Origin of the sequence: Colwellia sp. (assembly GCF_013214175.1) — a bacterium.
Classification (GTDB): Bacteria; Pseudomonadota; Gammaproteobacteria; order Enterobacterales; family Alteromonadaceae; genus Colwellia.
Map to the genome: position 1 here is coordinate 99987 of NZ_JABSPA010000012.1, position 22301 is coordinate 122287.

A 22301-nucleotide genomic window follows, 5' to 3' on the forward strand; every position below is an offset into this window, starting at 1 on the left:
AAACGGGATAAACCATTTTAGGGTAAGTATTCACTGTTTTTATTTTGAATAAGAAAAAGCCAGTAAAGCTAATGCATTACTGGCTTTTTTATTGATTTTAATAATGACTTATTCTGAGTTTTTCTCTGCTTCAGCTTGTTCCCGGCGTTTTGCTTCTTCAATACGCCATGTTTGTAATTCAGCGTAATAGCCATCCCATACACAGGGATTACAGGCACCACCACCACAACAATCGTCATCGGCAGGCGCTAGGGGTTTTTCATTGGGATTGGACATAAGCTTTGTTAACTCAAATAAGTGAAATATTTACCAGGCTAGAATAACAAAAAAGCCCTGCAATTGCAGGGCTTTGTTTAATAGCTAATTGAGTGTTAGTTAGTCAAGTTCAGCTAACTTATGCTCTAAGTAATGAATGTTAGCACCACCATTTACAAAACCTTGATCACTTAAAATATCTTGATGTAAGGTAATGTTGGTTTTTATGCCATCAATCACTAATTCTGCTAAGGCATTACGCATACGCGCAATTGCAACATCACGGTTATCACCCCAAGTGATTAGCTTACCAATCATAGAGTCGTAATGTGGCGGCACAGAATAACCTGCATAAATGTGAGAGTCCCAACGTACGCCTAAACCACCTGGTGGGTGGAAACGAGTGATTTTACCCGGTGAAGGGATAAAAGTACGAGGATCTTCAGCATTGATACGACACTCAATTGAGTGACCTGAAATTTTGATATCATCTTGCGTATAAGATAACGGTTGACCAGCAGCAACACGTAGTTGCTCTTTGATCAAATCTACACCGGTGATCATTTCAGTTACTGGATGTTCAACCTGAATACGGGTATTCATTTCAATGAAGTAGAATTCACCATTTTCATACAAGAATTCAAAAGTACCCGCGCCGCGGTAGTTAATGTCAATACAAGCTTTACAACAACGCTCACCAATTTTAGCGCGCATTTCAGGGGTAATACCTGGTGCAGGAGCTTCCTCTACTACTTTTTGATGACGACGTTGCATTGAACAATCACGCTCACCTAAATGAATTGCAGCGCCTTTGCCGTCAGCCATTATTTGAATTTCAACATGACGTGGATTTTCAAGGAATTTTTCCATGTAAACCATGTCATTTTTGAAAATAGTACCAGCTTCTTTTTTGGTTAAGGCAATAGACTCAACCAATTCTTCTTCACTGCGCACTACGCGCATACCGCGACCACCACCACCACCAGCCGCTTTAATGATTACTGGGTAACCGATACGTTTAGCATGGGCTTTGTTTGCTGCTTCATCTTCAGTCAATGGACCGTCAGAGCCAGGTACACATGGCACACCGGCAATTTTCATTGCTTTGATAGCTTGAACTTTATCACCCATGATACGGATGCTTTCTGCTTTTGGACCGATAAAGGCAAAACCAGAATTTTCAACTTGTTCAGCAAAATCAGCATTTTCTGCTAAAAAGCCATAACCGGGATGAATAGCAACAGCATTGGTTACTTCTGCTGCGGTAATGATTGCCGGTATATTAAGATAGCTATCAGGTGCAGGTGCTTTACCAATACAAATGGTTTCATCCGCTAATAAAACGTGTTTAAGGTTCTTATCAGCCGTTGAATGAACAGCGACAGTTTTGATACCAAGCTCTTTACAAGCGCGCAATATTCTTAAGGCAATTTCGCCACGATTGGCGATAACAACTTTCTCTAACATGGAATAACCCTTATGTTTGAAATCTTTAAGTTAAGATAAATGGGTTTATTCAATGATGAATAGCGGTTGGTCAAATTCAATAGCGTCTTCATTTTGCGCTAAAATTTCTTTAATAACGCCAGACTTGTCCGCTTCAATTTGGTTCATCATTTTCATTGCTTCAACAATACATAAAGTATCACCAGCATTTACATGCTTACCTACTTCAGCAAATGCTGGCGAATCAGGTGAAGCTGATGCGTAGTAAGTACCAACCATAGGAGAACGCACAATATGACCCGTAATTACTGGGGCAGCGGCTTCAGCTGGGGCAGCGGCAACAGCAGCAAGCGGAGCCGCAACAGGGGCTGCAACTGCAACAGGGGCTGCAGCAACGACAGTAGCGCCACGACAAATGCGTACTGATTCTTCACCTTCAGAGATCTCTAGTTCGTTGATACCTGACTCTTCAACTAGCTCGATAAGTTTTTTGATTTTACGAATATCCATGGGAACACCTTAATTTGGGTTACTAAAATTAATATTTTTCAATATAGGTTAATAATTAATCATTAACCGTTACGTTTTGTTATTGATTCTTATTGCTCGCTTGTGCCTTGTTTAAGTGAGCACTGGCCGCTTCTAGGGCGAAGCTATAACCTTGCGCACCAAAACCGCAAATAACGCCTACGGCGATATCAGATAAATATGAGTGCTTTCTAAAAGCTTCACGCGCATGCACATTTGATAAATGTACTTCGATAAAAGGTATGGCAACAGCAAGTAGAGCATCTCTTATAGCGACACTGGTATGAGTGTATGCAGCAGGGTTGATGATGATAAAATCTACCTGTTGAAAGCCTTGTTGAATCGCATCGATTAATTCGTGCTCAGCATTACTTTGTAGATGCTTTAACTCAATATGCTTGTCAGCAGCTTGCAAGCTGAGCTCAGCAATAATGTCAGCTAAGCTTTGCTTACCGTATATAGCAGGCTCTCGTTTACCCAGCATATTTAAGTTTGGGCCATTTAACACTAAAACTGTAAACTTCGTGCTCATCTTCTGCTAAAACACCATTAAAAAATCATTGGCGCTAATAATTACACAAAATAGCAGCACTGTGAACTAAAAAAATTGGTTTTTCACTATTATTTTGTTATTGGCGATAATAGCTATGTTTTCGAAGAATATAGCAGCAAAGTACTGGTCAAACCTCTTTAGAGGTAAGCTAGGTGTTTGATTTTCTACTGATTTGGGCTATCATTAGCTAGTTGTAGTTATTATTGTATTGATTTTAAACGTATTTTTTATATTTTTTCAGCTTTATTGTAGGGCTTCCTTATTAAACACTATTTTCTGGCTATTGTGCTTATGCTAGCGTGCCTTGTGACCACACAAGTTGCCGCTATTGAAGTAGTCACCCACCCACAAGTTACCCAAAGTAGCTTAACTAAATCACAGCTGCGACGTATTTATACTATGCGTCAATTACGTTGGAGTGATAACCATGCTATTACCGTATTTGTTTTACCAAGTCAGCATGAACTTCACCAACGTTTTGCCAAAGAGCGTTTGCAAATATTCCCTTATCAACTCAATCGTATCTGGCATAAATTAACTTATTCAGGTTTAGGGGTCGCACCGACAATTGTAAAATCTGAACAGGAACTGATCCAAGCAGTCACCAAAACCCCTGGCGCTATTGGATATATAAGTGAAGCAACGTTAGTGCTATTAAGGCAAAGTAATAATGACTCTCGGAGTCAAGAGCCACTTCATATGGATGAAGAGTCGAAGGTTAGCAGTCAAGGAGTAGTAAATGTTGTCAAAATTAAAGACTAATGCTGCAGTAGCAATAGCTAGCAGAGTTAATGTTTTGTATTGTTCTAGAAGCTTTCTTTCCCGAACACTGTTGTGCACTTTTTTATTGCTCGCATGTATTGCGACTAAAGCACAAGCAGAGGAGGGGAAAACTTATACTAACTCGCAAGACTTTCAACTGCATGGCTTTATTTCACAGGGCATTATTGACGTAAACGGCAGTGATTTTGTTAATGACGACGGTGAACTTTCGACTGAATTAACCGAAATTGGGCTAAATATCTCGTATCAATTAACAAATAATTTTCGTTTGGCGGGTCAGGTGGTTTATTTAGACGGTGGTAATCGTTATGCACAAGGTGCCCGAGTAGATTATGCACTGTTAGACTGGTCAGCGTTTACTGATGAACATTGGCAAGCCAATATTTATTTAGGCCGCTTTAAAAATAATCATTGGCTTTATTCAAGCTCTAGAGATATCCCCTTTGCTAGACCCAGTATTATTCTGCCGCAATCTGTTTATTTTGATGGCTTTAGAGATATTGCCGTGGGAAGTGATGGTATCGCGGCGAAATTAAGTCACAGTACCGATGAATATGGTAATTTTGATTTTCAACTCAGCTATGGTTCATCGCCTATTTCCGATGAACAGACCAAGAATATATTGAGTGAATATGCTCAAGGTAGTGCCGAGCAAGATCACGATGCCCAAGCAAGTATCTATTGGCAACCGGCGTTTTCTCCGTGGCGTTTTGGTGTGTCACTGCTTGATGCAGGCTTTACCTATGACAGTGCTGGTCCAGCTAAGGGTGACTTTTTTTATGATAGTGACTTTACCTTTCAGTTTTATACCATGAATGCTATCTATGAAGGTGAAAAGTGGGAGTTCAGTGGTGAGATATATCAACAGCGCTTTACCATCGATGGTTTTTATTTTCCGGCTTTTAAACTCGATAATATAGGCCAAGGTTTTTATTTACAATCACGCTATAAGTTAACGCAAAAATTAACTTTTTTAGCGCGATATGAAGACTTCTATCTAGATAAAGATGATAAAGACGGCAAAGAATTGGAAGAAAGCACAGGAGGAGCTATTCCATATTATTTTGGTTTTCATAAAGATATCACCTTAGGTGTTAATTATGATTTTACCAGTAACTTTAGTATTCGGGCTGAATATCATTGGGTAAGAGGTGCTGGTAGGTTAACTCCTGTTGTAGCTCCTAACCCTGAAATTAATAATTCCGAAGATTGGCAAATGTGGGCCGTACAATTGATGTATTGGTTCTAGAAGTAGTACTTTAATGAATAAAAAATTTATCGGTGTTCCAACCAAACTGATGATACTGATTGTATCAACCTTACTCTTTTTAGCGGTGGGTTTTTCTTCGCTGTCATATTGGCGTTTACAGCAAGACTATAAAGAGTTTCAGCAAAATAATACCGTGCAAGGTCAGCTGCAAGTCAATTTGCACAATAATATATTACGTACAAAATTAACGGTTTGGTTAGAATCCTTTACCGATCTAATCCAATTATCAGAGCATGATGACTTCTCCAGCCTAACCAAGCAGCTTGAAAAGCAATATGACGCATTACAATTGCACCTCAACGTAGAGGATATTTGGCTGGTTGATGACAATCAAAATATCTTGTTTTCAACTAAAGACTTCCCTCAAGCTGTGCAGGATAACATTGCCCAAGTGTTCAAGCAGCAAGAGCCTAAACATAGAATTTATTGCCCTCAAAGCTGTCAATTATTGTTGAGTTTACCTTTACTGAATAAAAATGGTGACATGGTTGTTGTCACTATGAGCACTTCATTAGTGGATATGCTGTTTGCTCTTAAAACCACTTTAGATAGAGATGTGGCGGTTATTCGTATAGCTAATCAGGCTAATAATGAAATTAATACTGCCAATGCAAAAGTTATTTCAGCGTCGAATATGACACTAACGGAATCCCTGCTTACCTTAGGTAAGTCCGACTCAACCTTAAATACTATCCTAGAGCAGGGCTTGCACCTTGAGATTGATAATAATAGCTACTTACTTAATTTACTCGAACTAGTAATACAGGAAGAACAGGGCTTTTATCTCGTGTTAATTGATGATGTTTCGGCATTTAAAGCTAAGAATGATGCTTATCAGCTACGCTTTATTTTGTCGCTAAGCCTTATCTTTAGTTTGTTAGCCGCCTTTGTTTATTTTATCTCTAGCCCGTTTACCAAACGACTATTATTGCTCTCTAATGCCTTACCTTTATTAGCGCAAAAAAAGTTTGATGAATTTCGACAAGTTGACTTAAAAAGACCGAGAATGTTTGCCGATGAGTTGGATGTTTTAACGAATTCATCGAAAGAGCTTAGCTTTGAATTAGAGCAGCTTAACTTAGTGGTTGAGCAAAAGACCAAAGAGTTAGAAAATATCGCCATGTATGATTTACTTACTGGTCTGCCAAATAGAAATATGCTGAACTATCAGCTACGTAAATCACTGGGCAATATTGCTCGTCATAAAAGCGGTGTCGCAGTACTGTTTCTCGATTTAGATGACTTTAAAAAGGTAAATGATAGTAATGGCCACAATGTTGGCGATAAACTCCTTATTCAAGCTGCTGAGCGAGTTCGTGTTAGTGTTGGTGATATAGACCTAGCCACTCGCTTTGGTGGTGATGAATTTGTTATTGTATTGAGTCACCTTAAAAATGTTGAAGAGGCCATTGAAGTTGCTGAGAAGGTACTGCTGCAGTTTAAAGAACCGATTAAGTTAGGCTCAAATATTTTTTATGTATCGACCAGTATCGGCATAGCTTATACCGAATCGGCTACTGAGAGGTCGGATGATTTGATCAGTCATGCTGATATCGCTATGTATGAAGCAAAAGATAATGGTGGCGGACAATATCATGTTTATCATCCAGAAATGTTTCAACGTGTTGCTCATCGAGTTATGCTCGAAGGTGAAGTGAGACAAGCGCTAGCCAAACAGCAGTTTAGCTTAAGTCTGCAACCACAAATATGTGCCAAAACGAAAAAACTCTATGGTTTTGAAGCTCTGCTGCGCTGGCAACACCCTGAGCGCGGTATGATCTCTCCCGAAGACTTCATCCCTATTCTAGAAAACTCACAGCACATGATTGAGCTCGGTTATTGGATTATTCGACGCTGCTTTGAGATTGCGGTAGCCATTAAAAAACATGGTTTAGATGATGTGCGCATTGCCATTAACTTATCTGCGGGGCAGTTTATTGACAGTAATTTACCGCATTTCTTAAAAGAACTACTGCTAGAGTTTTCCATTAGCGCGCAGACTTTTGAGTTAGAATTAACCGAGCAAACGTTAGTGAAAGATATGGATCATACTATTGCCATGATGCAGTCTTTAAAAAGGATTGGCTTTAGCTTTGCTATTGACGACTTCGGTACTGGCTATTCTTCACTAGCCTACTTAAAGAAAATGCCAGTGGATGTTATTAAAATAGATAAGAGTTTCATCTTTGGCATGCTTGAAAATCACTCTGATTTTCAAATTATTACCTCAACTATTGCCATGGTGAAAAACCTAGGCTTAATGGTTGTGGCTGAAGGGGTTGAAACTAAGGCGCAATTACGTAGTTTGACGGAAAATGATTGCGATATTATTCAAGGCTACTATTACTCTAAACCGATACCTGAAGCAGAGTTGTTTACCATGATAGATAAACAAACGACAGCAGGTTTCTGGAAAGTACCTAAAGAAATCCCTATTGATTTATCTTGAGGCAAGCCAGCCTAACTACCCTGAACCCTGAACCCTGAACCCTGAACCCTGAGACGTTAGCTCTGAATAATTAGACTTGGGCTGTCAGTCTTAAGTGGTCAGTTTTAAATAGTCAGCCAAAGCTAAGGCTGACTACTTGCTGTTAATTTTCTATTCGCTGCTATGTGCAGAACTCAGCAACGCCACCATAACTATTAAAATATTGCTTGAATATGGGCGCTGAACTCATCAGCACCTATAAATCCTGTGGTACGTTGCTTGGTTAACTCATTACCTTGTAAATCAAAAAACAAAATTGATGGCAAACCTAAGATAGTATAATGCTGAACAAGCTCGGCATTATCAGGTGAGTCAAAGTCAGTCATATCAATCTGCAACCAGACAGTATTGCTCAGTGCTTGCTGTACATGGCTATCAACAAAGGTATATTTTTCAAATTCTTTACAAGCAATACACCAATCCGCGTACAAATCTACCATCACGGTTTTACCCTGCTCATTAGCCTTTGTCACTTCGTTTTGTAGTTGCGTCAAAGAGGTTACTTGTTTAAAACTCGGGTGCTGAGCACTGTTGGCAACAGTGCTGCTGTTTGGAAATACTAATTGGTAAGTCATATTAGCACCAAAAAATAACATCAAGAAAATAACCAAAGAGCGCAAGCCGAACCAAAAGCCTTTTTCTTGTTGACTCTTTTGTATTGCTGCATGGTTTTGGTTGGCGACATAGAAATAACTAGCACTGGCTAATATCAATAATGCCCATAGTGCTTGGCTAGCAACTTCAGGGATAAAACGTTCGAGTAAAAATATAGGTACGGCTAACAATAGTAAGCCAAAGATATTCTTAATTATATTCATCCAAGCGCCCGCTTTCGGTAATAGCTTACCGCCCGAACTACCCAGTACTAACAAGGGTAAACCCATACCTAAACTTAACGCATATAAAGCCGATGCGCCCAAAACAACATCGCCAGTTTGTGATATATACAACAATGCCCCTGTTAATGGTGCGGTAGTACAAGGTGAGGCGACTAACCCTGAGATAACACCCATCATTAATACACCTGCATATGAACCACCTTTTTGCTGGTTACTCATAGCATTGAGCTTGTTTTGCCAGCTAGCAGGCAAGGCTAAATTAAACAGTCCAAACATAGATAGGGCTAAGAAAATAAATAAAACACTTAAACTGATCAGTACAATAGGGTGTTGAAATACCGCTTGAAATTTGGCTCCTGCTAAAGCAACGACAATACCGAGCAAGGTGTAAGTAACAGCCATACCTTGTACGTAAACAAAAGATAAGGTAAACGCTTTCTTAGTGGTTAATGGTGTGCCATTTTTACTTTGGCCAACAATGATCCCCGTTAAAATTGGGTACATAGGGAAAACACAGGGGGTGAATGACAACAATAAACCACCGACAAAAAAAGCAATAAGGGTTAATAACAAACTCTCTTGCTTAAGCATATCGGCAAGTTGATGTTGTTCACTGTTTTGCACTTCACTAGTGCTTAGCTGAGTATTATTACTTGCGGCACTAGTACTTGAGCTATTGTCACTTGTGGTAAATAACGACGAATTTACTGCCGCACTGCCAGCAGAGGTAATTTTACTTAACTCGACCACCTGGCTTGTTGGTGGATAACATAGGCCTTTTTCAGCACAACCTTGGTAAGTGACTTTAATACTGCCATCACTTGATACTTGTTCGAGGTTTATTACAAAGCTAAGGTGCTCAGTAAATACTTGCTGAATACCAAAAAATTCATCCTCATGGTCTATTCCTACAGGTAACTCAACCGGAGTGAAGAGGATGTTGTTACCTTTAAACTTAAATTGATGACGGTAAAGGTAATAGCCAGGGGCAATATCGAAGCTAACTTCTAATTGGTTATTCTGTTGATAAAAATTGAAGGTGAATGCTTGGTCTACCTTTAAGAATTCATCATCGTTGCTAAATAAGCTAGTACTAGATATATCAAAAATCGATTGTTTTTCTTGCGCAACAGCGGGAAGAAAAGTAAAGCTTGTTAGTATAATCAAACATAGGGAAAGTAAATTTTTCATTCAGTCTACTTCAAAGAGTTAGTGATCCAGTTTAAATAATGTTTATCACCTTGCTGGATATTCAAGGCAATAACTTCCACCACGTCATACGGGTGTAATTGGTTAATTCGCTCATTTAAGGCTGCAAAGGTTTTTTCATCGGTTTTTATCAGCAATTGCACTTCACTATCGCATTGTAATTCGTCTTGCCAATAATATACTGAGGTGATGTTAGGAATAATATTAACGCAGGCAGCAAGTTTCTCTGTCACCAATTGTTGAGCAATTTTTTGGGCGACGATTTCATCTGGGCACGTTGTTAATACTAATTGATACACTTTTGTTACCTAATTCCTGCAATCTTGTTGCTAGTATACCCTGAGAATTAAGGAAAACTTAGGGTTCTATTAGCTAGCCTTGAAAAAGACCTGTTTAGCCCCATATAAGTTTCATAGAAAATAAGGAATTATTATGTTTCAACTATTATTTGTGCTGTTTATCATTATCCCTATCATCGAAATAACGGTGATTATGCAAGTAGGCGCTTTACTTGGCATTTGGCCAACCATTGCTATCGTTATTTTAAGTGCTTGGTTAGGGGCTAAATATGTCCGTCAACAAGGCTTAGCTACTTTACAGTCGGTACAAACGAGAATGGCACAAGGTGAAATGCCTTCAGAGGAAATAGTCACAGGCTTAATGCTATTAGTCGCCGGTGTTTTATTAGTCACTCCCGGTTTTGTTACTGATATTTTCGGCTTATCGTTATTGGTACCCGCGGTACGTACTGCTATAGCTAATCAAGTGCAAAAGCATATTAAGGTTAATCAATTTGGCGCAGGCGCTGCATTTAATCATAGTGCTCAAGGTAATGTTTATCAGCATGAAACTACCAGCGAGCCATTTACTTCGTCGAGAGCTCAAGCCAATGAGCCACTTTCACATCACCAAGGTGAGACTCTAGAAGGTGAGTTTAAGCGTAAAGACTAGGGTCTGTTGATTGCAGCTATTTGTTGGGTATTTTTACAAGGCAGAGCCTTTGACATGTGGTTATTCAGGACAATGTGCTCCTGCATTGTCAAATAGGCTACATCCATGTAGCGTCACATAAAACGGCGATAACGCCGTAAAAAGGTTCAACAGATGTTGTCCGAAGGATTCGGTTAAAAGAAATTTACTCTTTGTTGAGTAGTATTTGCTTAGAATGACTAGGCTACACACTACCCGCCGCGATTAAAACGCTTTACTCTCTTTAAACGAAGCGAACAAAATTCCACCGCGAAAGATCAATAGACCCTTAGGTAAAGTAAACAAAGAGTACAAATAAGTTAAAGCTGACCTTGTGTCGACTTTTTTTATCCCCATTTCTATTAGCAACAACGATTAGTGTTAAATATTTGTTCGTTAATTTAATCACTACCTTATACAACAGAATCATTTTTTGGAGAAAAACAAATGGCTATTCGTCCACTACACGATCGTGTAATCGTAAAACGTAAAGATGCAGAAACAAAATCAGCTGGCGGTATTGTATTAACAGGCAGCGCTGCAGAAAAATCCACACGTGGTGAAGTTATTGCTGTAGGTAATGGTCGTATATTAGAAAACGGCGAAGTACGTGCATTAGACGTAAAAGTTGGCGACCAAGTGATCTTCTCTGAAGGTTACGGCGTTAAAACTGAAAAAATTGATGGTGAAGAAGTTTTAATCCTTTCTGAATCTGACATTTTAGCAATCGTAGAATAATCTGTTTTTTAAGTACTAAATTTTAATTTGATGTTGAGCTTCGTTTAGCTCCATCCCCGTAATATAAATAGGAATAAATAACATGGCTGCAAAAGACGTATTATTTGGAAATGACGCACGTGCAAAAATGCTACGTGGTGTAAATATATTAGCAGACGCGGTAAAAGTAACGCTTGGTCCTAAAGGCCGTAATGTTGTGCTTGATAAATCTTTCGGTGGTCCAACAATCACTAAAGATGGTGTTACCGTTGCTAAAGAAATTGAACTTGAAGACAAGTTTGAGAACATGGGCGCGCAAATGCTTAAAGAAGTTGCTTCTAAAGCGAATGACGAAGCGGGTGACGGTACAACTACTGCAACTGTTTTAGCGCAAGCCATTGTTAGCGAAGGTTTGAAATCTATTGCTGCTGGTATGAATCCAATGGATCTTAAACGTGGTATCGACAAAGCCGTTATCGCTGCTGTTGCCGCATTGAAAGAAAACTCTACACCAGTAACTGACAACAAAGCGATTGAGCAAGTAGGTACTATATCTGCTAACTCTGATGAAACTGTTGGTCAAATCATTGCTACCGCAATGGATAAAGTTGGCACTGAAGGTGTTATTACGGTTGAAGAAGGTCAAGCCTTAACTGACGAATTAGACGTTGTTGAAGGTATGCAATTCGACCGTGGTTATTTATCTCCTTATTTCATTAACAACCAAGAAAATGGCAGTGTTGAATTAGAAAACCCTTTCATTCTTTTAGTTGATAAGAAAGTATCTAACATTCGTGAATTATTAACGACGCTTGAAGGCGTTGCTAAATCAGGTAAGCCGTTATTAATTATTGCCGAAGATGTTGAAGGCGAAGCCTTAGCTACTTTAGTAGTGAACAACATGCGCGGTATTGTTAAAGTTGCTGCGGTTAAAGCACCAGGTTTTGGCGACCGTCGTAAAGCTATGTTGCAAGATGTTGCCACCTTAACTGGCGGTACGGTAATTTCTGAAGAAATCGGTATGGAGCTTGAGAAAACAACGTTAGAAGACTTAGGTCAAGCCAAACGTGTAGTTATCTCTAAAGATACCACTATAATTATTGATGGTATTGGTGAAGAAGCCGACATTAAAGCACGTGTTAGCCAAATTCGTGGTCAAATTGAAGATTCATCTTCAGATTATGATAAAGAAAAACTACAAGAGCGTTTAGCAAAATTAGCTGGCGGTGTTGCGGTAATTAAAATCGGCGCGGCTACTGAAATGGAAATGAAAGAGAAGAAGTTCCGTGTTGAAGATGCATTGCATGCAACGCGTGCTGCAGTTGAAGAAGGTGTTGTTGCCGGTGGTGGTGTTGCCTTAGTTCGCGCTGCGATAACGATTAAAGATTTAGAAGGTGCTAACGAAGACCAAACTCACGGTATTAACGTTGCTATCCGCGCTATGGAAGCGCCACTTCGTCAAATCGTAGCTAACTGTGGTGATGAACCATCAGTAGTGCTTAACGAAGTGCGTAACGGTACAGGTAACTTCGGTTACAATGCCGGAAACAGCACTTACGGTGATATGATCGAGATGGGTATTTTGGACCCAACTAAAGTAACACGTAGTGCTTTACAGTTTGCTGCTTCAATCGCTGGTTTAATGCTTACTACTGAAGCTATGATTACTGATGCTCCTCAAGATTCATCTGCTGCTATGCCTGATATGGGCGGTATGGGTGGTATGGGCGGCATGGGCGGTATGATGTAATTTATGCTGGTCTAAATTGTTAATTTCATCGTTGCTTTATGATTCGTTTAAGAAACACTTAACGTCATCATAAAGCGCCTTGAACTAAACAGTTTATCCTGCGCATAAAACATTTTATTGTTTATAGCACTTACTTGAATAAGTAAATGAAAGCTCGCCTCGGCGGGCTTTTTTGTTTTTTGTAAAAGAAGAAATGAATAGTTCGTTTAAGAAACACTAAACGTGTTTATCCTACCTACTTGATTAAGTCGAGAGAAGTAAGCCGAATTATGATGAAGCTTAAGTCTTTTAAATCACTGAAAACAGCAGATGATGTTGTTTTAAAAGCGAAAGTTATACTGCTTATTTGAAGTGGAATCTTGTTTACATAAGATAACGTTAAGGTAACATTGTTTCTCGGAATTTAGTTGATTGTATTTATATACTTAACTAGTGATTTAAGTCAGTATTGAAGTGATAATACATATTTCTGGGATTGAATAATGAAGAAAAATATTACTGTAGCCATAGCTCTACTTAGTAGCCTATTTATAAGTGCTTGTGTGACTGTACAGGTACAGCCACAAGTGAATAAAAATCAATTGGCCATATCAAGTGTTCGAGATATTCCTATTTCTTACTCTCCGGGCAGCCAGTTTTCTTTAGCACCGAAATATGTAGAAGAAACTTCATTAAAGCCAGAGCAAACACAAGCAGTATATCAGCTATATGCGAATGCCATTATTGCTGATCTAAATAGTCATGGCTTTAAAAATACTGTTGATAGCAGTAACTCTGCTTTTCATGTTGGTTTTGGCGTTGCTTTAGCCAGTGATTTATCAGATAAAACCATCAATGATGAATTCGGTATTACCCCAGGTTTACCGGGTAATGATGATTTGAAAAAAGGCAGCTTTTTGATTTACATCGAAGATGCTCGTACAGGTAAGAAAGTGTGGCGTGGTGCGGTACAGGGTTTTGCACATGAAGATGCTAATGAAGCAGAGCGAGAGCATCGTACTGCCGCGATTGTCAGTCGTGTGATGAAGCAGTTTTACGCTACAAACTAATACAGTTAAGTATCAATTTTACACAGATCGCTAAGCTGTTTTTTGTTTTACTTAAGTTACAATATTAATTAAGGAGCAGTATATGAAACAATTTATTTTAATGGTTACACTGTTAACTTCAACGTTATTAATAGCGCCAGGTGCATTTGCCGCAAGTAGTGAAGTGACTTGGACTGATTATAAAAGTTATCGTGATATTGACGCCGGTAATGAAAACCGTAAGTCATTTAGAGAACGTACCTTTAAAGAGTTTGAAAAACACTTTGCAAAATTAGCCGCCAATTTACCAGAGGGGCAAGTACTTAAAATTGATGTTACTGATGTCGACCTAGCTGGTGATACTAATGCCGCTGGCATACACAGAACCCGTATTGTTAAGCAAATATATATGCCCCGAATGAATTTTTCCTACCAACTGCTTGATGCTGATGGCAAGGTGATTCAAGCCGATGAGGTTGTGGTAAAAGATATGAACTTTATGTCTGGTAGTAGCTTAAAGTATCGTAATAAATCATTAGGTTATGAGAAGAAGATGCTCGATGACTGGTTTGACAAGACTTTTAAAGAATTGATAGTCAAAAAATAGTAGCTCATTTAAAAAGCTAAACAAAAAGTCACTTCGGTGACTTTTTTATTGCCGCTAATTGTATGTTATGACATGTAATTAAGTTATTATCTTTGCCATGTTACTTTATGTTATCGCAAGGAAAAGGCGCAATGAAGCTCGCCCAACACTCTACTTTTTTTTACCACTCTCCTGTTACCCTTATCATTTTCTTATTTATATTCCTAATCAGTCCAAATGTATTGAGCGCTCAGCCAGGCAAACATAATGGTGAAGAGCTATCGATAAAAAGTATGCTCGAGAGCAAAGAAAAATCGCAGAAAAACACAAACCCATATGATTACACTGATGAGTATGATATTCCGCAAGATGATTTTGAACGAGGTCAACCTCGTAGTGCCATTGCCGGTTATTTACGTGCTATGCGTGCTGGTGATTTAGCTTTAGCGACAAATTATCTAGATTACCGTAACCTGTCAGAAAAAACCCTTAGCGTTGGTAAAGAAGAGTTAGCACGACAATTAGGTGTAGTATTAAATCGTACTTTATGGATTGATTTAAATAGTATTAGTACCTTAAAAGAAGGACTGATAAATGACAACTTACCCTCGTATAGGGAGTTGGTAGGGCAGGTAGATTACCAAGGTAATAACATCGATATTTTATTGCAGCGCATTCCTCGCGCTAAAGATAAAGTTAGAATTTGGAAAATATCAAATGCTACGGTTGAGAAAATCCCAAGGTTATTTAAGCGTTATTCGTACTCACCTTTGGGAGAGTTCTTAGCTAAAAAGTTACCGGCTATAGATCTCTTTGGTGTCATGCTTTGGCAATGGTTATATTTCACCTTGATGATGTTGATATATTACTCAGTCGCTAAAGTCTTTACTTGGCTGACAGCCTTTAGTCTCAAACGTGTTTACCATAAAGTGTCAAATGACGTTTTAAGCTTTATAAAAGAACCGGTAGCATTATTAATCGCAGTGATTTTTGCCCGTAGTTTTCGTGATGAAGCGAATGTCACTATGGCCGTAAGAGCTGTGACTGAAGGCAGTACGCTACTAATTGTTGCTTGGTGCTGGCTCTGTTTTCGTTTTATTGATTTAATGAAAATTATACTGGCTGAGAAATTTATTGCTCAAGACAAACCCTTAGCCGTGTACTTGCTAAGGCCTGCAGGCACAGTAATAAAGATCATTATATTTAGCATTGCCGCTTTGAATTGGCTGGAAAACCTTGGTTTTAATGCTTCTACCTTATTGGCTGGTTTAGGTATTGGTGGTTTAGCTATTGCGTTAGCCGCGCAAAAAACAGTAGAAAATATCATTGGTGCTATTACTTTGTACACTTCTGCGCCAATTAAAATTGGCGATTTTTGCCGTTTTGGCAACAGTTTTGGTGTTGTTGAAGAGATAGGTTTACGTTCGACTAGAATTCGTACGTTAGACCGAAGTGTCATCTACGTTGCCAATGCCAAGTTTATTGATATGAATCTTGAAAATTACTCCGAACGTGAAAAAATAGCCTTTAGACCTAAGATATTCTTAGCACCCAGTACGCGGAAAGAAAACCTTGAGGCTGTACTGGAAGCCATTAGGGCTATGCTCAGCGATAATGAAATGATTGCAGCATCACCGCAACGTACCCATTTTAAAGCGTATACCATCTATGGTTTAGAATTAGATATTTTGGCTTATGTTAAAACTACAGACTTTGATGTATTTCTTGATGAAATTAACCAACTCAATCTGAATATACTCGCTTTATTGGACGAGCATGATTGTAAGGTACAAGTTATGGCAGAGAGAGTTGCTGAGTAACTGGCGAGCTTAAGTCGTTATTCTCGAGATGTCTGATCGAGAATCCATATCTTTAGAATATGGATCTTCGACTAAAACACCTCGAAGATGACAGTTTCAACGGCTAGCGTTATTGGTTTTTTTTAACTCAGGTTATTGATTGTAGCTTTGTTCAAAGTTAGCTAATACCGTGTACAACTGCTCTATCTTTTTAACCAAGGCTATTAATTGCCCTTGGTCTTTGCTTTCTTGCCACTTTAAAAGGTCATCAGCAATTTCTTCAATGTAGGGTTGGAAGGTATCAGCAGTACTTTTAAAGCTAGCCTCGGCAGTAAAAACAGCTTTAAAACTGGCTTTCTTCTGTTCACGCAAATTGGCTAGGGTGGCATCAGCCGTTAAAGATCTTTTTAAGATAACTGAAATATTTTCAATAAGTTGTTGTTCAATTGCTTTTGTCATAATACTTCTTACTTTGAGGGCTTTTCTTAATTGCGGCAATTATGCCAGATTGATTGGGGTTTTGTTAGCTTGACCAGCAATTTCTCGTACTAACTTTGGCATTAAAAATCCAGGTAAGCTGGCCAGCATGTCATTAACTATTGTCACCGCATCAGCCTCGTTGACATCAAAATGAGCAGCGCCTTGCACAGCATCAAAAAGGTGCAAATAGTACGGCTGAATGCCAGCATCAAATAAAGTCTCACTTAAGTTACATAATACTTTAGCATCATCATTTACCCCACGTAACAATACACTTTGGTTAAAGAGTGGTATCCGTGCTGCCCGTAGCGGTTCAAGTGCCGCTATTAACTCATCATTAATTTCATTAGGGTGATTGATATGCAAGACCATAGTAGCTTTTAAACGTGAGTTTTTTAGCAGTGCTACAAGACTTGCGGTAATACGATTAGGTATCACCACAGGCAAGCGGCTATGAAGTCGTAAACGTGTCACATGGGGAATTTGTTCTATTTGCCCAACCAACCAAGCCAAGTGATTGTCGTTAGCCATTAATGGGTCGCCACCACTAAAAATCACCTCACTGATTTCATCATGAGCAGCAATATAATCTAAAGCACTTTGCCAGCGTTTTTTATTAGGGCTGTTATCTTGATAAGGGAAATGACGGCGAAAACAATAACGACAATTAATGGCACAGGCTGATTTTACTATCATCAACACCCGATTTTTGTACTTATGTAATAAACCTTCTGCGACAGTATCATGTTCATTTAAGGGATCAGCAGAGTAGCCATCGGTGAGCAAGAATTCCTCAGACAGCGGCATAACTTGTTTGAGTAGTGGATCGTTAAAATCGCCTTTTTTCATGCGTTTAATAAATGACAGCGGCACACGCACGGGAAATAAACTCCGTGCTTTGAAATGTTGTAAATAGTCATCAGGGGCAATATTAATCAAGGCTAATAGTTGTTCTGGCTCTGTCACTACATCACGTAAGTCTTTTTGCCATGATTTTTCATCACAAAGATGCAAATCGTGATCAATTTGGGTTATTATCTGCGGCAATTCTAATTTCAATTGAACATCTCTCACTAGCTACTGTTGCCATTATAACGGTTATAGACTAGTGGAGATCAAATAAATAACTAAGTAATCAATAAAAGAGCACTCTTATTATGGCTAATTACAGTACCAACCAGTTCAAAGCTGGACTTAAAATCATGCTTGATGGCGAACCTTGTAACATTCTTGAAAATGAATTGGTTAAGCCAGGTAAAGGCCAAGCCTTTAGTCGCGTTAAAATTCGTAAACTAGTTTCAGGTAAGGTGTTAGAGAAAACCTTTAAGTCAGGAGAGACTGTTGAAGGTGCCGACGTAATGGAAGTTGAACTTGCCTATCTATATGCTGATGGTGAATTCTGGCACTTTATGAACAATGAAACTTTTGAGCAAATTGGCGCAGATGAAAAAGCGGTAGCTGATACTATTAAGTGGTTAGTTGAAGGTGACATTTGTACTATTACCTTATGGAATGGCACGCCGATTACCGTAACGCCAGCAAACTTTGTTGAAATAGATATTACAGAAACAGATCCTGGCCTTAAAGGTGATACCGCAGGTACTGGTGGCAAGCCCGCTACTTTAGCTACAGGTGCGGTTGTGCGTGTACCTTTGTTTGTGCAAATTGGTGAGAAAGTTCGCATTGATACACGTTCGGGCGAATATGTATCACGAGCAAGCAAAGCTTAATAAAGTTATCAAACTAATTTTTATCAAACTCAATTGAGTTAAAGGAATAATGATGTTGTTTAACAAGGTGTTAATGTCAAAGGCAATGCTAATAACTTGTCTACTTGGCTTTTTAGCGAGTACGTTAAGTGTTGATGCCAACGCTAAATATACTAAGCGTAGTGATAAGTGGGAAGCGAGCTTTAAATTACTCAATAACCAAGCTACTGATATCGATGGACAAAATGGCTCTAAAACCGCTATGGAAAGTGACTATGGTTGGGGTTTTACCCTTGGCTATAATTTGAATCCACATATTTTGTTTAATTTTGACTTGTCTTCATCGACGCCAAGTTATAAGGCTACTTTAATTGATGCTGACGATGGTAGTAGTCATCAAATAAATCATAAAATGGATTTGATAGAAAGTCAGTTTAATGTCATTTACAGTGTTTTTGCTTCACAATTTACTCCGTATATCCAAGCCGGAGCCGGTTGGAGTTTTGTCGATAGCAACATTGCTACAGGTCCGCCAGGCTCTGTTTGTTGGTGGGATCCGTGGTGGGGTTATGTTTGTGATACTTATCAGAACACTTTTAATGATACGCGCTTTTCGTACAATGTTGCTGTCGGTTTTCGTTACGAGTTAGATAACAGTTTATTTTTCCGTGCCAGTTATAAACAAGCTTGGATTGATTTTAGTCATTCAGATGATGCCAGCATCGGCTCTTACCATCTGGAAATAGGTTCTATTTTCTAAGTTATATAAGCGACAGAATACTTATCGCGAATAGCGTTAGTTACGAGTAAATCGTTAGTCAAATTATGAAAAAAACCCAGCAAGCAGTATTACTGTTTACTGGGTTTTTTATTGCTTAGAAAACAGCAATACTCTCTGCGATAACATCGCTTTAGAGGGGAGATAATTAATAAATATGCCAGTAAGTTAATCTAGTTTAACTTGCTGCTAGCTATACATAAGTCAGCAGCTCAGGTATATTATTATTAAGTTTTATTCTTATTATTTTATTCTTGTTATTTAATTTTTTAAGTAGGTCGCGTGAAAGAAAAAGCAACGTCATTTGATATCGCTTATAAGGCAGGGGTTTCTCAATCTACTGTCTCAAGAGCTTTGCGAAATAGCCCATTAGTTAATGAGGCAACACGAGAGAAGATTCAAGCCATTGCCAAAGAGTTAAATTATAAGGTTGATAAAAATGCCAGTAATTTACGTTCACAGCAAAGTGATACAATTGCCTTGTTGTTATTCGCCGATCCCACCAATGATGATTCAGACATAAACCCGTTTTTCTTATCTATGTTAGGTAGCATCACCCGTGCTTGTGCCAAAAAAGGTTATGACTTGTTAGTGTCTTTTCAGCAAGCAAGTGACGATTGGCATGCTGACTTTGAAGATAGTAATAAAGCCGATGGTTTAATTTTATTGGGTTATGGTGATTATGTTGACTATGAAGAGAAGTTAATTAAATTACTTGAGCAAGGAACTCACTTTGTTCGTTGGGGAGCTGAAGTTAAAAACTTACCGCTTATCTCTATTGGTTGTGATAACTACCAAGGCGGTATAGAGATGACTGAACACCTCATTAATCAAGGGCGAAAGCAATTGGCCTTTTTAGGCAGTGCTTCGAGTCATGCACCGGAATTTTTTGACCGCTATAAAGGTCATTGTCAGTCGTTAAAAGATAATGGTCTAGTGGTTAATCAAGCTTTGCAGTTTAACGCGCTATATACCGAAGAAGCTGGCTATCAGGCCGCATGTCAATTAATCGCAAGTGGTGAGTCTTTCGATGCTATTTGTGCTGCATGTGATCTTATTGCCGTTGGTGCAATGCGGGCACTACAAGAGCATGATCTTAAGATCCCTGAGCAAGTAGCACTGGTTGGTTTTGATGATATTGCCATTGCCAGTTTTACCTTCCCGCCATTAACTACGGTGAAACAAGATACCCAGTTGGCAGGTGAGTTATTAGTGGGAACTTTACTGGCTTTGATTAGTGGTGAAGAGGCGAAAACCACCTTGATCCCACCTGAGTTAGTTGTTCGAAAATCTTGTGGTAGTTAGCTAGTTAAGTTTTGCTTTAATACAGACTTCATTAATTTAAATAACTTAGAAACTAAAAAGGCGCTTTAAGCGCCTTTTTAGTATGTGCAGTTTAGTAATTAGTGCTACTGGTATTAAGCCGTTGCTTCATCTTGATGATTAACCGTTTGCTCTTCCACACCATCCTTAACAAAATACACTGACAATGCCGCTAATATCATTGAGCCACCGGCAAGCATAATGATATAGATGGCTTGATTATCAAATACTGCCGTTAAAATCCAACCAGCAAAAATTCCTGAAACAATTTGCGGAGCGGCAATGGTGAAGTTAAATATGCCCATGTAAACACCGGTTTGTTTCACAGGTAATGATCCTGCCAAAATAGCATAAGGCATTGCTAATATTGCCGCCCAAGCCATACCAATGCCAATCATAGGTAAGAATAATGATACTGCACCTTGTGGTACTGTGATTTCAGTAATGAGTAAGTTTACTAACGTTGGCTCAGAGTTTTGGATAAACATAATGCTGATATAACCAATGCCACCTGCCAATAGCGATATTGAATAAGTGAGTTTACGACCGATAGTATTGGCAATTTTTGCCATAAATATGGAAGCAATCGCGGCAAACAAAGAATAAGCGGCAAAGATAATACCAACCCAGTCACCGGCGGTGCCTTTTGCTTTGGCTATATGCTCAGGTATGGTGCCAACTGATTCTAAATAAGTCGGGTCAAACCATTTAGCATCAATGCCCCAAATATGTTGGGCAATGGCTGGCATGGTATATACCCACATAATAAACAGCGCAAACCACGAGAAAAATTGTACTAAGGCAAGTTGTCTCATAGTGGTTGGCATAGTTTTCATTAGGCCAAAAAACTCGGCTAATTTTTCGCTCAGTGGACGTTCACTATCATTTTTATCTAAGGTCGACAAACCATTAGTACCAGGTGCATATTCTTTGGTTCTAAAAACGGTCCATAATACTGAGCCTAACATCACTGTTGCGCCAATATAAAAAGCCCAAATAACAGAAGGTGCCACTTGGCCAGCGCTAGCTGTATTTTCTAAACCAATCACATTGGTTAATACAAAAGGTAATATGGAGCCAAAAACGGCGCCAATATTAATTAAAAACGATTGAATAGAGTAACCAACAGTACGTTGCTGTGCAGGTACCATATCAGACACTAAGGCACGAAAAGGTTGAAACGCTAGGTTAAAAGAAGCGTCCATTAACGCTAACATCATGGCGCCAAAAAATAGTGGCGTGATAAAGCTCGCTAAGGTGGCTGAATTTGGCATTAATAACATGCCGATTGCTGCGGCAATACCGCCGGCTAGAATATAAGGGTTACGACGACCTAATTTGTTCCAGGTCTTATCTGAAGCTGAGCCGACGATAGGCTGAATGAGCAAGCCCATGATTGGCGCAACTAACCAAAAGAGTGACAGTGAGTGTAAGTCAGCGCCTAAATCAGAGAGTATTCTACTGGCATTGGCATTTTGTAAGGCAAAGCCAAATTGAACACCGAGAAAGCCAAAACTTACATTCCAAATTTGCCAAAAACTCAAACGTGGTTTTTGCTGGTTATTTTTGCTTTGATTACTCATGTCGCTGGTATCGCTCATCTCGAGGCACTCTTATTGTTATATGTTGCGGCGCTTGTCTTTAAAAAAAAGCACATTATTACTCTAGATAAATAAAGTAGTAATGTGCAATACCAATAAGGTATAAAACAAGGTGTATATTGAAATAGATTTACAACAAAACTACAGCAATTAATTTAATATACGCAGTTTCTAGGGTAACCACTAGATG

21 protein-coding genes are annotated in these 22301 nt (G+C 38.9%); 12 read left to right on the forward strand and 9 right to left on the reverse strand.

All coding sequences use genetic code 11. The features are described 5' to 3' along the window. Positions 1 to 108: 108 nt before the first annotated feature. The 4 genes from HRT55_RS20280 to aroQ form a co-directional block, all read right to left on the reverse strand. Positions 109 to 276, reverse strand: a complete 168-nt coding sequence (locus HRT55_RS20280; RefSeq protein WP_291624163.1) for an oxidoreductase-like domain-containing protein — start codon at positions 274 to 276, stop codon at positions 109 to 111. Between the two features lie 99 nt (positions 277 to 375). Continuing rightward, positions 376 to 1722, reverse strand: a complete 1347-nt coding sequence (accC, locus tag HRT55_RS20285) for an acetyl-CoA carboxylase biotin carboxylase subunit (protein ID WP_291610892.1) — start codon at positions 1720 to 1722, stop codon at positions 376 to 378. A gap of 45 nt (positions 1723 to 1767) precedes the next feature. Continuing rightward, positions 1768 to 2211 carry an acetyl-CoA carboxylase biotin carboxyl carrier protein gene (gene accB, locus HRT55_RS20290; protein ID WP_291624166.1) on the reverse strand — a complete coding sequence of 148 codons (444 nt, stop codon included), beginning with the start codon at positions 2209 to 2211 and terminating at the stop codon, positions 1768 to 1770. A 79-nt stretch (positions 2212 to 2290) separates the two neighbouring features. After that, positions 2291 to 2761: a type II 3-dehydroquinate dehydratase gene (aroQ, locus tag HRT55_RS20295; protein WP_291624168.1), complete on the reverse strand. Its 471-nt coding sequence runs from the start codon at positions 2759 to 2761 to the stop codon at positions 2291 to 2293. Between the two features lie 327 nt (positions 2762 to 3088). On the opposite strand from aroQ, the gene HRT55_RS20300 reads away from it, so the two are divergent. Genes HRT55_RS20300 through HRT55_RS20310 form a run of 3 tightly spaced genes read left to right on the forward strand, consistent with a single transcriptional unit; the run spans position 3089 to position 7284 of the window. Then, on the forward strand, positions 3089 to 3544 hold the full coding sequence (locus HRT55_RS20300) for a hypothetical protein (protein WP_291624170.1): 456 nt from the start codon (positions 3089 to 3091) through the stop codon (positions 3542 to 3544). After that, a complete protein-coding gene (locus tag HRT55_RS20305; RefSeq protein WP_291624172.1) occupies positions 3522 to 4814 on the forward strand; it encodes a hypothetical protein in 1293 nt (430 codons plus the stop codon). The genes HRT55_RS20300 and HRT55_RS20305 overlap by 23 nt, the downstream gene beginning before the upstream one ends. 13 nt (positions 4815 to 4827) lie before the next feature. Next, a complete protein-coding gene (locus HRT55_RS20310; protein ID WP_291624174.1) occupies positions 4828 to 7284 on the forward strand; it encodes an EAL domain-containing protein in 2457 nt (818 codons plus the stop codon). A 194-nt stretch (positions 7285 to 7478) separates the two neighbouring features. On the opposite strand, the gene HRT55_RS20315 is transcribed toward HRT55_RS20310, so the two are convergent. Together HRT55_RS20315 and cutA are read right to left on the reverse strand one after the other, a co-directional pair. After that, positions 7479 to 9353, reverse strand: a complete 1875-nt coding sequence (locus HRT55_RS20315; RefSeq protein ID WP_291624176.1) for a protein-disulfide reductase DsbD — start codon at positions 9351 to 9353, stop codon at positions 7479 to 7481. A gap of 5 nt (positions 9354 to 9358) precedes the next feature. Continuing rightward, positions 9359 to 9670, reverse strand: coding sequence for a divalent-cation tolerance protein CutA (cutA, locus tag HRT55_RS20320; RefSeq protein WP_291610878.1), 312 nt, complete (start codon positions 9668 to 9670; stop codon positions 9359 to 9361). Between the two features lie 133 nt (positions 9671 to 9803). Between cutA and HRT55_RS20325 the strand changes: the two genes are divergently transcribed. The 6 genes from HRT55_RS20325 (at position 9804) to HRT55_RS20350 (ending at position 16241) form a co-directional block, all read left to right on the forward strand. After that, positions 9804 to 10322 carry an FxsA family protein gene (locus tag HRT55_RS20325; RefSeq protein ID WP_291624178.1) on the forward strand — a complete coding sequence of 173 codons (519 nt, stop codon included), beginning with the start codon at positions 9804 to 9806 and terminating at the stop codon, positions 10320 to 10322. 465 nt (positions 10323 to 10787) lie between these two features. Further along, complete coding sequence (locus tag HRT55_RS20330; RefSeq protein WP_019026448.1) at positions 10788 to 11078, forward strand: co-chaperone GroES; 291 nt, start codon at positions 10788 to 10790, stop codon at positions 11076 to 11078. 82 nt (positions 11079 to 11160) lie between these two features. Continuing rightward, positions 11161 to 12807, forward strand: coding sequence for a chaperonin GroEL (gene groL / locus HRT55_RS20335; protein WP_291624181.1), 1647 nt, complete (start codon positions 11161 to 11163; stop codon positions 12805 to 12807). Positions 12808 to 13289: 482 nt separating this feature from the next. Next, positions 13290 to 13856 (forward strand): DUF4136 domain-containing protein, encoded by a 567-nt coding sequence (locus HRT55_RS20340; RefSeq protein ID WP_291624183.1) that lies wholly within the window; start codon positions 13290 to 13292, stop codon positions 13854 to 13856. A gap of 82 nt (positions 13857 to 13938) precedes the next feature. Continuing rightward, positions 13939 to 14442 carry a DUF3016 domain-containing protein gene (locus HRT55_RS20345; RefSeq protein WP_291624185.1) on the forward strand — a complete coding sequence of 168 codons (504 nt, stop codon included), beginning with the start codon at positions 13939 to 13941 and terminating at the stop codon, positions 14440 to 14442. 131 nt (positions 14443 to 14573) lie between these two features. After that, positions 14574 to 16241: a mechanosensitive ion channel domain-containing protein gene (locus tag HRT55_RS20350; RefSeq protein WP_291624186.1), complete on the forward strand. Its 1668-nt coding sequence runs from the start codon at positions 14574 to 14576 to the stop codon at positions 16239 to 16241. A gap of 132 nt (positions 16242 to 16373) precedes the next feature. Here HRT55_RS20350 and HRT55_RS20355 read toward each other — a convergent pair whose 3' ends face one another. Continuing rightward, positions 16374 to 16679 carry a hypothetical protein gene (locus HRT55_RS20355; RefSeq protein WP_291624188.1) on the reverse strand — a complete coding sequence of 102 codons (306 nt, stop codon included), beginning with the start codon at positions 16677 to 16679 and terminating at the stop codon, positions 16374 to 16376. A gap of 39 nt (positions 16680 to 16718) precedes the next feature. After that, entirely contained in the window at positions 16719 to 17759 is a 1041-nt protein-coding gene (epmB, locus tag HRT55_RS20360) for an EF-P beta-lysylation protein EpmB (protein ID WP_291624195.1), read from the reverse strand. 98 nt (positions 17760 to 17857) lie between these two features. On the opposite strand from epmB, the gene efp reads away from it, so the two are divergent. From efp to HRT55_RS20375, 3 genes are all read left to right on the forward strand, one after another. After that, a complete protein-coding gene (gene efp, locus HRT55_RS20365; protein ID WP_291624197.1) occupies positions 17858 to 18430 on the forward strand; it encodes an elongation factor P in 573 nt (190 codons plus the stop codon). A 73-nt stretch (positions 18431 to 18503) separates the two neighbouring features. Continuing rightward, positions 18504 to 19169, forward strand: a complete 666-nt coding sequence (locus HRT55_RS20370) for an outer membrane beta-barrel protein (protein ID WP_291624199.1) — start codon at positions 18504 to 18506, stop codon at positions 19167 to 19169. A gap of 300 nt (positions 19170 to 19469) precedes the next feature. Then, positions 19470 to 20492: a LacI family DNA-binding transcriptional regulator gene (locus HRT55_RS20375; protein ID WP_291624201.1), complete on the forward strand. Its 1023-nt coding sequence runs from the start codon at positions 19470 to 19472 to the stop codon at positions 20490 to 20492. Between the two features lie 113 nt (positions 20493 to 20605). On the opposite strand, the gene HRT55_RS20380 is transcribed toward HRT55_RS20375, so the two are convergent. Further along, on the reverse strand, positions 20606 to 22111 hold the full coding sequence (locus HRT55_RS20380) for an MFS transporter (RefSeq protein WP_291624203.1): 1506 nt from the start codon (positions 22109 to 22111) through the stop codon (positions 20606 to 20608). Positions 22112 to 22301: the final 190 nt, after the last annotated feature.

What these genes read in the sequence shown, in the direction of transcription:
- HRT55_RS20280 (WP_291624163.1), bottom strand. Translation starts at nt 276, where the DNA reads ATGTCCAATCCCAATGAAAAACCCCTAGCGCCTGCCGATGACGATTGT.
- accC (WP_291610892.1), bottom strand. Translation starts at nt 1,722, where the DNA reads ATGTTAGAGAAAGTTGTTATCGCCAATCGTGGCGAAATTGCCTTAAGA.
- accB (WP_291624166.1), bottom strand. Translation starts at nt 2,211, where the DNA reads ATGGATATTCGTAAAATCAAAAAACTTATCGAGCTAGTTGAAGAGTCA.
- aroQ (WP_291624168.1), bottom strand. Translation starts at nt 2,761, where the DNA reads ATGAGCACGAAGTTTACAGTTTTAGTGTTAAATGGCCCAAACTTAAAT.
- HRT55_RS20305 (WP_291624172.1), top strand. Translation starts at nt 3,522, where the DNA reads ATGTTGTCAAAATTAAAGACTAATGCTGCAGTAGCAATAGCTAGCAGA.
- HRT55_RS20310 (WP_291624174.1), top strand. Translation starts at nt 4,828, where the DNA reads ATGAATAAAAAATTTATCGGTGTTCCAACCAAACTGATGATACTGATT.
- HRT55_RS20315 (WP_291624176.1), bottom strand. Translation starts at nt 9,353, where the DNA reads ATGAAAAATTTACTTTCCCTATGTTTGATTATACTAACAAGCTTTACT.
- HRT55_RS20325 (WP_291624178.1), top strand. Translation starts at nt 9,804, where the DNA reads ATGTTTCAACTATTATTTGTGCTGTTTATCATTATCCCTATCATCGAA.
- HRT55_RS20330 (WP_019026448.1), top strand. Translation starts at nt 10,788, where the DNA reads ATGGCTATTCGTCCACTACACGATCGTGTAATCGTAAAACGTAAAGAT.
- groL (WP_291624181.1), top strand. Translation starts at nt 11,161, where the DNA reads ATGGCTGCAAAAGACGTATTATTTGGAAATGACGCACGTGCAAAAATG.
- HRT55_RS20340 (WP_291624183.1), top strand. Translation starts at nt 13,290, where the DNA reads ATGAAGAAAAATATTACTGTAGCCATAGCTCTACTTAGTAGCCTATTT.
- HRT55_RS20345 (WP_291624185.1), top strand. Translation starts at nt 13,939, where the DNA reads ATGAAACAATTTATTTTAATGGTTACACTGTTAACTTCAACGTTATTA.
- HRT55_RS20350 (WP_291624186.1), top strand. Translation starts at nt 14,574, where the DNA reads ATGAAGCTCGCCCAACACTCTACTTTTTTTTACCACTCTCCTGTTACC.
- HRT55_RS20355 (WP_291624188.1), bottom strand. Translation starts at nt 16,679, where the DNA reads ATGACAAAAGCAATTGAACAACAACTTATTGAAAATATTTCAGTTATC.
- efp (WP_291624197.1), top strand. Translation starts at nt 17,858, where the DNA reads ATGGCTAATTACAGTACCAACCAGTTCAAAGCTGGACTTAAAATCATG.
- HRT55_RS20370 (WP_291624199.1), top strand. Translation starts at nt 18,504, where the DNA reads ATGTCAAAGGCAATGCTAATAACTTGTCTACTTGGCTTTTTAGCGAGT.
- HRT55_RS20380 (WP_291624203.1), bottom strand. Translation starts at nt 22,111, where the DNA reads ATGAGCGATACCAGCGACATGAGTAATCAAAGCAAAAATAACCAGCAA.